9 protein-coding genes are annotated in these 13,589 nt (G+C 45.6%); 1 reads left to right on the top strand and 8 read right to left on the bottom strand.

From position 1 onward, the window contains the following. A partial coding sequence (locus tag AC2YIT_RS31810) for a hypothetical protein (protein ID WP_487281886.1) occupies positions 1 to 1,085 on the top strand: 1,085 nt, incomplete at its 5' end. A 499-nt stretch (positions 1,086 to 1,584) separates the two neighbouring features. Here AC2YIT_RS31810 and AC2YIT_RS31815 read toward each other — a convergent pair. The 8 genes from AC2YIT_RS31815 to AC2YIT_RS31850 form a co-directional block, all read right to left on the bottom strand. Continuing rightward, complete coding sequence (locus AC2YIT_RS31815; RefSeq protein WP_430849795.1) at positions 1,585 to 2,409, bottom strand: dockerin type I domain-containing protein; 825 nt, start codon at positions 2,407 to 2,409, stop codon at positions 1,585 to 1,587. Between the two features lie 46 nt (positions 2,410 to 2,455). Further along, positions 2,456 to 3,013, bottom strand: a complete 558-nt coding sequence (locus AC2YIT_RS31820; RefSeq protein WP_430849793.1) for a T9SS type B sorting domain-containing protein — start codon at positions 3,011 to 3,013, stop codon at positions 2,456 to 2,458. 32 nt (positions 3,014 to 3,045) lie between these two features. Next, positions 3,046 to 3,825, bottom strand: a complete 780-nt coding sequence (locus tag AC2YIT_RS31825) for a hypothetical protein (RefSeq protein WP_487281887.1) — start codon at positions 3,823 to 3,825, stop codon at positions 3,046 to 3,048. A gap of 1 nt (position 3,826) precedes the next feature. Beyond that, a complete protein-coding gene (locus AC2YIT_RS31830; RefSeq protein WP_430849789.1) occupies positions 3,827 to 4,420 on the bottom strand; it encodes a DUF5034 domain-containing protein in 594 nt (197 codons plus the stop codon). A 74-nt stretch (positions 4,421 to 4,494) separates the two neighbouring features. After that, positions 4,495 to 4,923 carry a hypothetical protein gene (locus AC2YIT_RS31835; RefSeq protein ID WP_430849787.1) on the bottom strand — a complete coding sequence of 143 codons (429 nt, stop codon included), beginning with the start codon at positions 4,921 to 4,923 and terminating at the stop codon, positions 4,495 to 4,497. Positions 4,924 to 6,294: 1,371 nt separating this feature from the next. Further along, positions 6,295 to 6,705 (bottom strand): hypothetical protein, encoded by a 411-nt coding sequence (locus tag AC2YIT_RS31840; protein WP_430849785.1) that lies wholly within the window; start codon positions 6,703 to 6,705, stop codon positions 6,295 to 6,297. Beyond that, a complete protein-coding gene (locus AC2YIT_RS31845; RefSeq protein ID WP_430849783.1) occupies positions 6,702 to 7,112 on the bottom strand; it encodes a hypothetical protein in 411 nt (136 codons plus the stop codon). Before AC2YIT_RS31845 ends, AC2YIT_RS31840 begins: the two co-directional genes overlap by 4 nt. A 12-nt stretch (positions 7,113 to 7,124) precedes the next feature. Then, on the bottom strand, positions 7,125 to 13,076 hold the full coding sequence (locus AC2YIT_RS31850; RefSeq protein ID WP_487281888.1) for an FG-GAP-like repeat-containing protein: 5,952 nt from the start codon (positions 13,074 to 13,076) through the stop codon (positions 7,125 to 7,127). Positions 13,077 to 13,589: the final 513 nt, after the last annotated feature.

The raw sequence follows: 13,589 nt of genomic DNA on the forward strand, positions 1-13,589 counted from the left end.
GAATGACTAAAATATCTACATTTCCTTTCCTCCTTGCTTTAAGTGTTGTCTTAGTCTCATGTAATCTTCAAGACCATCCTATTCCCAGTGAACCTGACGTATACATTGCTGGTAATTCTTCAAAAGATGGTATTTATAGCGCTAAGTATTGGAAAAATGGCAAAGAAGTTGTGCTTTTGACTTCTTCTACTTCGGTAGAGGCAACTGGAATTGCAGTTGCCGCAGGTGATGTACACGTTGTTGGCAATTTTAGAGGGGCAGGCATTTATTGGAAGAACGGATTAGAGGTTGCTTTTGAGAATAATAGGGCACCCCATATATTGTTCGATGTTAAAACGGAAGGCCCTGATGTTTATCTGATGGGTGCGGCTTTAGTTCCCGGTGATACGGCAAGTCATTCCCATGCTGCTTATTGGAAAAACGGAATTCCCGTATTGTTAGAGGGAGGAATTGGAGGAGAAGCCTGGGGGATCGATGTTTCCGGAAATGATGTTTATGTGGCCGGAAATGTACCTCAGGGCGGCTATCTGGCTGCGAGGTATTGGAAAAACGGAACTCCAATCACTCTCTCGGATGGTACAAGTACAACACTAGCAACGAGCATTGCTGTATCGGGCAACGACGTACATGTCGTAGGAATTGAATATATCCGGCCTGATCCGTACTCGCCTAGTTTCACTAAGGCGAAATATTGGAAAAACGGTGTTGAGATTCCATTAGACGGCTGGGATAAGGGCTCGCAAGCGACGTCAGTTTATGTCTCAGGAAATGAGGTGATGATAGCAGGTAATTCAGACAACGGTAAGGCTGCCTACTGGAAGAACGGCGTTAGTGTTGAAATATCTGGTTCTGCCGCAGCGTCAGATTTAACTATTCACAACAATGTTGCCTACATAGCGGGAAATACGATCTCCAATTTAGCAACAACATGCTGCGGCGGTTTATATCGACCGGGATCACTCAGTGTCGGTACGGCTAACGGCGGGGGAGGAACTGCCGTTTACTGGAGGGATGGTAAACAATCTGATTTATCGGATGGAAAAATATCTAATGTCAGTTCCTCGATTTTCGTATCGCAACCATAGGCGCCTATTACATGAGCGCGACGTCCAGCATGCCGACAATTTGAAGTTATTTCCCAATAATCTTACCAGCTTTATTCAGGATAAACGGCGAGTTGACGTCAAGCTTGGACTATGTGCTCCGGGACAGGTTACCGAGGGGAAGTATGAGACGTTTATTTGTTCTTCGATCCGGATCTGGTCAGGCGATTGACGGCGGAATGGATTGAAGAGTATGACCAGCGAGGGCTCGTTCGAAGGGCTGGGCTACCAAACAACGTGATCGAAAATACAGTTCTTCGTCGAAATGACCCGCCTCTCATCACGTCAAATGTTTGGACCTATCATCCCAACGGCTTGCCAGCGACCTCCACTATGAAAACTGGAGCGGATTTCTATAAGACAACCCAAATCACAAAATTTAAGTACGAAAACTGCCATTAGGGCCCACCCTCGAAAATTCGAAGCTTGATAACCGTTTTATAAAAGACGGAATAGTCTGAATAGTGTTATATGTATGGTTTTAGGGCAGGTAATTGACTAGTGTCGAATAGTAGCCATTCATAAATGCGTTATTCATAATACTCCCGTCTGTGGCATCCACACCGCCATCCAGGTTTACGTCGGTAAAAAGGTACTGGTCATAGGTGCCTTTCAGAAAATCATTATTAGCGATCGACATGTCAGAGGCATCGACGACCCCGTCACCATTTACATCCCCTGCCCACAAGTACCATTTCCCATTGAAGAGGCCCATTTGGGCAGGATCGCCGGGCAGCTGGCTGGCCTTGTTGAGGGCTGTTGTAAAGTCATAAATGACTGTCCCTGAGTTGAAAGAAGCAATTGCGTTACTCAAAATCGCAACATGATTCCGATGGAAAACCGCAATCCGTACCGCAGAACTTTGCCCGACGAATTTCGGAAGCGTCCCGTCTATGTCGACGATACTTCCATTGGGTTTCAGCAGCAAGCTTTTCGATTGAAGTTTTACCGCCGGGCTAGCAGCATCGCGAATTTCAACCTTTATCCAATCGACCACCGAACCGGCTACTCCCGCCGGGTTACCGATGTTATTGTAGACCACATTTCCTCCATACGGGTCCGTGGCAGGTAACAAGCCTGAATTCGCACTGAAATAGGTTTGCAAATCGCTGGCCATATTCGCCTGCCCGGGACGGTACGCGCCTCGGAGAAGGACTTTGGCATCGAGTTGCACAAGGCTACTATTTAGCTCCCTTTTGATCCGGTTGCCGGCATTGTCATACGTAAATTTAATCTGTGCATTAATCATGCCCGGTAAGGCCGCCAGGACGGCCAAAAGCACAGCTTTGGTAAGGTGTGTGTTCATACAATGTGATTTGGAAATTTATAGTGTGATATACTCGTATATTGATTCAAAAGCAGTCTTTTTCGCCGCTGGCTATCGATTTATCCAATGTGCCATCCTTCCCAGCTTGAACGGGAAAGAAGCACCCGCTTTTTATTTGAAATACTTCCGACCCGCTTCCGCATATGATAGCGCATGCACGGCCCTCGACGATGTGCTTGTTCGCCTGCATATCGTCTACCCGCATTTTGTACCGGAACGCCCCCTTATACCGCGAACCGTCGGGCCTTAATCCATCCCAGCCATATTCCTGCACAGGCATTTTGGAATTGAAATAGGGCTTTTGATAGAGCATCGTGTCTCCCTCAATACTGTATACGGCAAAGCCCCACACATCCGTAACGACATCATTCACGACCGGGAAGAAATAGTCATTCACCCCATCTTTATTAGGAGTGAATACGTTCGGAACGTAGATCCGCTTCTTTTCGTAAGAGAATTCGACGGGCTGGGTGCCGCAGCAGGATTCGTATTCCTGGCTGACTACTTTTGGATCGCCTTGCGAAGAGCAGATTTGGGCGCTGGTAATGAGAAAGAGCATAATGAGTGTCAGTGTGTTTTTCATTTTGTTGGATGTTTGTTAAACAGGATTATAATCTATTTGAATATTACCATGATGCCCAGCCCTAGGCTGACATCATTCATGAGATGGCTATATCCATATTCCCTACTGGTGACGTCGCCGGATGCAGCGTTTGTCGTCGTTTCTTTGTACGTCACGCCGGCCTTGTAGAGCCAAGAATCGAGATCCAGGTTAAATGTAATTCTCCTGTTTACCCGATAAGCGAATGTGAAAGATGGGTGAAATGAAAAGCAATCTTTGGTTGCATATTGGCTATCCCAGTTGATATTCAGTAACTCGTTCGTTCCCTTCTCTTTTAACCGAACACGGCCCCAATTAGTGATGATGGAAACGACGCCTAACATTATACGCCCAACAAAGATTAATCGATTTTGCTCTACTTTATAGGCCGGTCCCAAACTTCCTCGGGCTATCGGGTCAGAAGTGCTATTCAAATTATCATTCATAGCACTGGAATATATGTTCGCGTAATACTTATTTCCATATTTTAGGTTAATGTCTTTAACAAATTGATCATGCCTGTTCTGCGGATTCCCGGCGGGGGATAATGTCACCTGTCCTTCGATACCGATATTCCGATAGAAAAAACCGATAGACAGAGGTTGGCAGTATATGTTCTGAAATTGGGTTCCTATCAAATTACCGGGGATATCGTTGGTTGGAAACAAGCGGGTGGGGAACACAATTCCAATCGAAGGTCGATAGAAAAATCGGACAGGCTTGAATTCCGACTGGGCGAACAGAGAGTTCTCCCGAACCAGTAGAAGTACGAGTAAGACCAGTAACTTGTTCATGTTATTTTAAGTTAATAGGCTTTGTGTTGGCTATCAGGTGGGTATCATTTGAAAGTGCCAGGTCAACTGTGAAACTATATTCTCCTGCTTGTTTCGGCGGTGTAAAAAGGTACAGTTCCATAAATTCGGTCTCAGTCCTTTTGAAATAGATATCAGGATGTGCAATGATGCTATCGATGCCAACATAGTGTCCATGCCTCAATACCTTAAATAATGCCGTTACATCACTGCTTTTCGGATGGTTATCGTCGAATCTGTTTATTGTCGTAATCTTTAAAGACGTTATTGTATCCCGTGGGGTTATTGTTGTATCAGCGCCGCACAAGCAACACATAGCATTGGCTTGGCTGAAAAGGGAGAAGTGATTACGGTCGATGGACAATTCACGCAAGCCTAGTTGAAGTTTGATTCCATAGGCGTTTCTCGGGATGGGACTTTCCGAAATAACCGAATTTGTGCTGGAATTATCAAGGTTAAACGCTGATAGGTACTCAAACTTGTACTGATATTTGTGAGGATCAGGACAGTCGCAGCAGGCAACGATCAATTGCGTGATAAATGGAATTAGTAAGATAAGCGCGATTTTCTTTTTCATGGTTTGAATTAAGAGATTGGTCGTGGATTATGTAAGAATTATAGCCATTGAAGCATGTTACGACTTGTCGCCTATCAATTAGCCAATACCAGGACCAGCACCAGATTTACCCCCAGGCCAATTCCCCAATTTGACCAAACCTTTCGCTGTTTTATTTTCTTTGCCTTTTTAGTGTATGCCTTATAGTATGCGGCTTGCCTGAATAATTCTTCATTAGGATATCCCAGGTTTTCAATTTTAGGATTAGTAGAAGAGCATAAGATGGCGGGAATAAGACCGATTACCGGTGAAAGGAGACTGGTTAACAATGTGCCAGTGGCCGCACCTTTATATCGTTTATAATGCCGGGCTGCGTCGATCTGGCCTTTAATGTTCAAATCTTCCGGTTGTTTTAATGTGTACAGTTGTGGATTTTGCACGTTCGCCATTGAATCGGCAGGAGCCTGAGCTAAGCTTGAAAGGGACAAAAGAACCGTTAGCGCGAAGGGTAATATAATTTTCATGATGATGGTGGTATAGTTATATTAATAGTTATAAATTTTCGGAAAATGGAATTCACTTTACACGCAACGGAGGCGAGAGTATGATTTGACCAAGTTCAGGTATTTTATGTTCGATTTACAAAACCGATGATCAAAATGACACGATGGATGTCCAATCGGAAATACACTGGCTATTTGACGAGACCAAGAGGGATCGAACTTCCTTTTTTATAGTTGATTTTGAATCGATAAATTGGAATTATATATATCTGTTTAGGATCTCCTATTCGAATTGCCAGATCGCCTGCTCCTGTCGTTCCGATTCTCCCACCGCCAGGAAAATAATTTGGCGAAAAGGCATTTGGTTGTTCATAGAAAAATCTTGGACGATCATAATAGAAATCGGACCCACATCGAAAGTATCGGCTTTGTAGGATTGGAACTACCGTTCAGAAAGAAATTTCCCAGGATAAGCACACCGGATTTGCTGGCATGGATGGATTGCTTCGAGAGAAAATTTCCGATACTGTCGACAAGAGAGCCATTAAACTTAACTTCTGCTAGACCAGTGTATCCTTTGACAGGTAGGTAACCAAGCAGTTCGGTATTGTTCCTTTGGTCAATAGAAACAACGCTATATTCTGCCTGATTGCTATTACAAGTAGAACCGAGAGTTGGAGATTGATTTTGGCCGTATGAATAATGTCCATGAACTAGTGTGAGAAAGGCCAAGCACAGTAGATACTTCATAGTGTGGATAATGTCTTGTTTGCCAAATGATTGTAACATAGTATCTTTTAGTTTGATTAGTTGTTTATTCTAGTATGTCAAATGCAGGATCGCCAAAAAGCTCAATTGTTAACGTGTCCGATTGAAATACTAGATTGATGTGGGGGACCTCTTTCTTTATATTTAGCATGAATTTTATGCCTTCTTTTTCTAGGAAATCTATAATGGAATAATTATCACACCCGCTTTGATTTATTTCTTCATATCTCTGTGCCCAACATTTGAAATTATCCACTAGCAGTTGACTGATCGGTAGGCTTTCTGGCATTATCACTTCACCGGACCGGGAGCATCGGAGATAGACTTTGTTTGATGATAGATCGAGGATAGTGTGTTTCATAGGAGAGTTGATTGAATTGATTAATGAGGATCTATTGATATGAGACGTAGTTCACTATTTTGCAGTTTTGTTGCAGACAACAGCTTTCATTCCGCCGCCGAGAACCATCGTGCCTTTTGGCCAACATTCAACAATATAACAGCAGGTTGTCTCCTTGATTACCTTCTTGTGATGGACCTTCGCGATGACAACTATTTGCCAAAGAAAGTATGGTCGATAATAGTAATAAGAATAGTGTAAATTTCATGAATGTAGTTTAACGTTCAGTTTTCGTAGGTTATAGTAAAATTGTTTCTCTTTAAATCGTCCAGAGTGAGCGGGTAATGCATCAACACCTCATTTTTGATAACTATTGAATCACAATCATAGAAGCCGTTACCTGAATTGAATTTTCTTGGATCAATTACGTACATTTCAGCAGTTTTTCCGTTTCCTAATTCTTGCTCCCAACAGTATCTTGGTAAGTCCAAAACAACTTCTTCATTAGGGGCCGCGTAGGAATAGAACACCATAGAGCAGAGACCACTGCCATTGCTCCCTTTAAGTGCATAAATTATAGCGTCACTTGAACTGTTTTTAAAAATAATGTTATGGTGACAGTTCGGACCCTCGCGATGGCAGGTGCTTGCGGTAGATATGGTAAGGAAGAGTAAAGAGAGTAGCTTACGTTTCATGGGTACGTAATTATATGGTCGTTATCTTCCAAATCTTTCAAACTTATGTCTTTCCGTTTCAATATCAGATACTTGCTTTGTACCTGCTTCCAGCCATATTTATGGATGGTATCAGGAGAAAAGAAAAAGATACTGAGCGTATCAGCTGGCAGGGACTCGAAAAATTTCGGCCAGGTTTTATGCGATTCGTACGATTTGCTTGTGAATGGCGCAATCCCACCTGTCATAAGCGAGTCGCGAATGGATGTATCTGGATAGACTTTGCTGATTTGATAAAAAATTAAGCTGTTGCTATTATTATAAATATCCAAATCATAAGCCACCGGAAGCCCCAGAGGATTTTCACATGAATCTGTGCAGGCGAATGTTGAAATAGCAATAATGAAGATAATGCATGATCGTCTCATAGTGTGGGAGGTTTAAAAGTTGAGAAGTGAGAGATATGATGGTGGAAATAGAAAGAAATACCAGTCTATCACATAGGAGCGTTTATACTCATTGTTCCAAGCGTTACCGCTATTGTTTTCATTAAGAGTTTGTGGTTCGCGTTTCATTAGGTATTTGTATGACATTTTATTAGCCTGAATTTCGGCCCATTCGTCGTCATGATTATGCCAGTCAAGTCTATTAAGTGTTGCTCCAATAAAGCTTGGAACGCCTACATGGGTGATGTATAATGGACCATGCAACTTGCTTTGAAGGGTGTGGCCATATTCGTGACGAAACATATCGTCGCCAATTTTCATATCCTCTGCATTAATGTAAGGCCCAAGAGTCAATCCCCATTTCCGTTCCCCGTTTGAATTGACTAGCGTAGCTCCATGCCAATATTCCACGTTGTCAACTTGACGGGTGCCATTTCTAGAGTGAGCATAAAGATTCCCCAACGTGGTCTGCGGAGCTTCCCAGGTAAACCGGGAGAGTAACGTACCGGCTCTTCCCCAGAAACCGAGCTTGGGGTCGGTCTTGAAAACACCCCTGTCAATTTTCCAGGCATTATTTGTCCGGGTTCCCGGTGCGGTTGGGTCGAAGTTTCGCCATGCATTATTTCTCGCTTTTTTGCTTGTTGGATCTAAGCCCCCGTGCAGGAATGCTGTTTCGAACAGATCACCCGTGAAAGTCATTATCGTTCCATAGAATTGCCCACTCGGATCCGTATACCTCAACGGATTGTTCATCACATAGCTATACCTGTTATAACCCTGCGTCGAATAAGCATTCTGAACAAAATTGTCCGCACTCAACACCCTCCCGACCACCGGGTCATACATCCGCCCATTCATATTGATCAAATTAAAATTCGTCAAATGCTCATGTCCGGTAAATCCACGATAGAGGTAGCTGGTCGGAGCCGGCACATTGACGTAATCCCAGTTGGCCGGGTGGCGTAACCGGCCCCAGGCGTCAAAGTTCTGGTCGAGGATGACGGTGCCGTTGAGGGCGGTTAGTGTGAGCAGCGAGCCCAGGTGGTCGGTGTAGGTGTAGTAATATTGGTCGGCGCCGTTCTCGCGGATGACGAGGGCGGAAAGGCCTGCGGGTGTGTGTATGTAATGCAGGTGCTTGTCGGCGACTCCGGGCGTGATGTCCTTTTCGTAATTGCCAAAATAGTAATGCGTGTTGATCAATACGCCGTTCTTTTTCATAACGCCTTTGATGCGCTGGTAACCGGCGTCGTAGGTGTAGGTGAGCTCGTAAGGCTGACCTGAACCGTTTTCGGTAATCTTATCGGGCTGGTTGAAGGACGTGTAGGTAATGTCCTGGGTGAGTTGCGGTAGTGCGGTGGTGGGCGCAATGATGCCCGTGAGCGCATTGAGTTTCGCGGGATGGTAACTGAACTGCTGTCCGGCATCAGTTTTCGAGGCAATGTTGCCCGAAGGTTCATAGGTGACCGTCTGTGCGGGCTTGCCTGTCACCGTAGCCGTAAGCAGGCGGCTAAGGTTGTCGAAAGTGAAGCTTTCTTCCTTGTTTTTGATGTAATCCTTGCGCTTGGTGAGGTTGCCTTTCGGGTAATCCCAGGTCAGTTCCAGGTTTTGGACGCCGGTTGTGGAAAACAGCTTCGGAATGCCGTAGTCGTAGTTGACCACCGATGATTTGCCATTGCCCAGCGTGTAGGCAGTATTTTGCCCCAGCCCATTCATGCCGGTATTGGTGTAAAGGGTTACCGTGCTATTGGTATTTTTGACGGTCGTCGGATAGCCGTTGCTGTCATAGGCATGATTAGCGCCAAATCCGGAAGGGTACAGGACGGAAGCAATGTCCCCGTAATTATTGTAAGTATAGGTGGTGATATAAGGGCTGCCGTCGACGGTTTCTTTAATCGTCAGCATTCGCCCATAGGCATCGTAAGTATATTCTTCCAGGTTACCGGCAAAGCCAGTTACTTTTTCGATCTGATTGATCCCGTTCCCGGAAGCCCGGTACTGGTAAGTTGTTGCCGGTTCTCCTGCTTTTGCTCTGCTGACGATCCTTCCGGCAACGTCGTAGGTCAATGTGTAGGTTGCCCCGTTGGCATTTGTTTGGCTCACCAGTTCGCCCAGCGAGTTATAATCATATTGCGTCGTGCCGGCATTGGCGTCGGTCAGTTGGGTTTGGCGGCCGTAGGCGTCATATTGATTGGCGGCAATGGTAACAGCGCCATTTTTGACATCCTTGATCCCGCCATGGCTGAAATAGGTGTATACCAACGTTCCGCCATCGTCGGTTGCACTGATTACCTTCCCACCGGCGTCCGTCTTCTGCGAGGTCGTACCTGTCGGGGTAACCGTGGTAGTGGTAAGTTCCCCGCTGGTATAGGAATAGCTGATCGTTTTGGTACCCAGCGCGCCGCTATTAATGTTATTAGGTCTGTTGTATTGGTCATATTGGGTAGTGGTGGTGATATAGGTTTCGCCTGCTTTGTATGGCTGGGTATTCGAAATAATATTACCCTTTGCATCATACGCCTGGACCTGTGTGATCGGCTGGTTGCCGAAGCCCTCGGTTTCCTTTTTGATCTCGCGGCCCAACAGATCGTACCATATTTTGACATTAGGCTTGCCAGGATTTGAGACCAGGCTGTACCATACCGCCCCGCCCGCCAGGTCCCAGCCGTAGCTTTGTGTGATATTATATGCAACCGGTGCCGGTGGCGCGGTAACCGTAGGTCTCCCGAACACATCATATTGGTAAGTAGTAACCAGCCCGTCGACGCCCGTCGAAGTCAGCGGCTTGCCCCATCTGGGGTCATAGGTAGCGCTGGAAGTCTGGCCGAGCTCGTTGATGCTGGATTCGGCATAGCGGCCTTTCGGATCGTATACAGAGGACGTATTACGTGGAGCCGAAGCGCCCGGGCCATTTGGCGTAACGGTCGTCTTTTTCAGATTCCCCAGCGGAAAGTACTCGTAGGTGGTAACCACATTTTTGGCTAACCCATTGAAATCGGTTTTCGAAGTAAGTTGCCCAATGGCGTTATATCCCAAACTGGTTGCAACAGTGTGCGCAGGCTGGCCGGACCGGGTGTTGGAAACCGTCACCGATGTCGGCTTATTCAGTATCCCGGCCGGATAGGCACCGTAAGCGGTATTGGTTACCGCAGTCTCGACCCCGTTGTTGACCGTACTTTGCGTAACGTTGCCGAAATTGTCATACACATTTACCGTGGTTGTAGTCCTGCCCTCCAACGCCTTGTTTTCAAGGATATTGGTAGTTTGTACCCAGAAGCGCTTGGCAGATGGAGAAATAAATACGTTGGTGTTGGTTGTCTGGCTCAGCAGGGTACTTGTCGATGCGAGATAGATAGAGGTCCGATAGGGAATGGTTGTGAAGTAGGTAGTGTTGAATTCATTTTCAGCGACAGTTTTAATACCCGTAGCCAGGTCATTGGCCGTTATTTTGCCAAATCCCAGAAACCCCTTTCCCCCGCGGTGTAACTTGGTTGCCTCGTAGGTGTATTGAATTGTATTGTAGCCACCAACGCCGTTCTGCAGTTTGAAATCGGAGACAGCATAAAGTGGTGGTTGGACCGCATTAAAAGGGTAAGCCGTAAGGTTTCCCCGGATATGGAACCCGTTTTCATCCGTCAGCTTTTTGTAAGCCCATTCCGTAACATGATTGTAGCCGTTCTTGACTTTTTCAATCAGATTCTCCCTGCCTTCTTTTTTGAAATAGAAGACATCCATTGGATTGAAAATATTCTTGAAGTTGATAACATCGGCCCGATGGTCGCCATTAAAGTCACCGATCATGGGAGGCGGGGCGCCCAGATTCACTGCGTAACTGCTATTTATACGATAAAAATTAACCCCGGTACTCGAATAGCCCTTGCCGTAGTAGACATCGAAATTCGAAGGTGCCGCTGTTTGCCACCCATGGTAAATGTCCGATTTGCCGTCCCCATTGATATCGGCAATGCCCAGCTGATCGCCCGTGAATGGATCGGTGTCGGGAGTTGTGTTGAATGTGAAGGGTGATTCGTAGAAACCAATGCCATTAGAAATCACCACTTTCCATGTGCCGGACGTGGTTAATTTGGTAAGAATGTCCGTTTTGCCGTCGCCATTGAAATCGCCGAAATAGCTAAGATGGTCTTTGGTAAGATAATTGGTTGAGTAATGGATTCGGCGCGCGGTCCAGCCATCGAATGTAAAAACTTCACAATTCGAACCTTTGATCAACATAATGTCACTCTTGCCATCTCCATTGAAATCGACAATATGTACTTTGTCGGCGGTCGGCCAGTCGCTCACGGCCAATGCGAATACGCCTGAAATAACAATCGATCCGAAATCGGGCTGGACCTTTCCGTTATACAAATGGCAATTGTAATTGACTGCATTGCTTCCCAGCATAGTCAATATGTCCTGAATGCCGTCTCCGTCGTAATCACCAGGAAATATGAAGTGTCCGCTCGGATGGATTTTTGAGTAGCCGGTGTACGGGGATATTGTCAGCGGATCGAACTGGATCTCAGGTTGTGCATTGGTTTGCCAATCGTAATTCTGAACTGTACGATAAATGCGGAGACTGGTTAAAGTGCGATTCAGGCCCGAGCCGGCAATGTTGGTCATCAAAACATCATCGGCCCCATCACCGGTGAAATCATATGCGAGAAAATCGAACGAATTAGGAATGCTTTGCTTCTTTACCACCGAATAGGTAACGGGCGCATCCGTCACATTGACTACATAAAAATCGTTCGGTTTAGCATTGTAGGGGGGATACTTGGCGTAGACGATCATTCTGTATACGGCAGGATTCTGAATAAGGCTTGCTTCCAGAAAATCGGTCAAACCGTCGGCATTGAAATCTCCTGTGATGGTCGTTGACGAAGGGTAATCATATCCATCTGTGGTAACGGTGCTGAAATCGGCGGGCGGGTCACCGTATTTAAAAATGGTGGCATTGAGCTGTGTGCCACCGGTTCCCGCCTCAATGACCTCTTTTAAATAGGAATTGATATTATCGTGTCCATAATTGAACTGGTAACTTCTTACGGTCGATCCCTCGGCTTTTGTGGTGACTTTATCCAGCAAATACTTGCTTTCGATCTTTGTGTCGTTTTCAAAACCAGCGTTTTCATCGACAGTGCGAATTTTGTAATCGAATTTGACTTGGTTATAAGGAATTAAGCCTTGCGCTGCATTGCCCGTATAGTTGATTTCATCGATGAGCAATGCGAAACTGGCGTTGGTGTTGTATTTGAAGGTGATATAATTACCGTCGGGATACAGAATGCGTGAGAGTGCCCAGGTAAGTACCGTTGCAAACTGGCCGGTAAGCCTGGAATCCGGGGTGTTCCCATATTCCATTTTCACCCCGTCTTTGGTTGTTACTTCAAACCATTCAGGGCCATTCCCCTGCGCGCTTTTGGAAGTGATAGTGGCGAAGTTCTCACTTTCAGTTCCATAGGTTGTATTCGGTTCGCCATAATTGCCAACTTTGGCTATCAACCTGGCGCCATCCAGGACAAACCTGTCGCTATTCGTCATGACGACCGGGTTCGTTTCATTGTCAAAATACATGTTCCGTGTACATCGTGTGATTTTTGACAATCCGCCGATCTCCCAGCCTTGTCCAAGAACACCATTTCCTGCCATTGAATGGTAATTAACCGAAACTGTAGGGCTGATGCCATTTGTCCCGGGAGGTACCACGATCGCTATCGAATAGCTTGCGCCTCCCGAGACTGTGCTGCCACTGCCTGCTATGCTTCCAACCGGCAGACCTTGGTTAATTGCCCGGCCATCGAACGTCGCACCTGTATAGAGGGTTTGATACACGACGTTTTGGGCGGATAAATTCAAACGTGTGAAAATAGTCAGGAGCCAAAACAACGTGTGAACATGATTTAATCTCGCTGCTAGTTGTGCATCGGGAATGTAGGGTCTGGTCATACTCAAAGCGTTTAATTTGAATAGTGGTGAATGAAATCTCTGGTCGCGAGCGAAACGGGCACAGCGCTGCCGCTGCTCCTTCCGAGCATGAAATACGGATTGATATAGATGTATATGGAGCCACCCGGTGCGGGTTAATGGCTGGATTTGGTGCTTTCGGCACCCGTCGGGGTAATTGAATGAAGAGTGATGGAAGCTGAGTAGGTATGGTTGTAAGAATTAGCGATACGCTGTGTTACAACCTCGGCAAACCTATATATTTTAATTTGGGTAAATTGTAGAATGTATAGCCTATTTATTTATCGGAAATTCAAGCTATTGGTTTTGAGATACTTATCTATATTTCTTCCTTTTGATAACCGGCCAGACTTCATTCATAAGTCGTGGGCTTCTCTTTACCAGATAATGCAATACCAAATGTTACTCTCGGATGATGTTGCGAAAGTTTTCAATTTTTTCTGAGCAGATGAATTTGTTTATCAGTGAGTTAAGGTAAATATCAAAAAAAGTTTA

This window comes from Dyadobacter sp. SRI_021 (genome assembly GCF_057586235.1).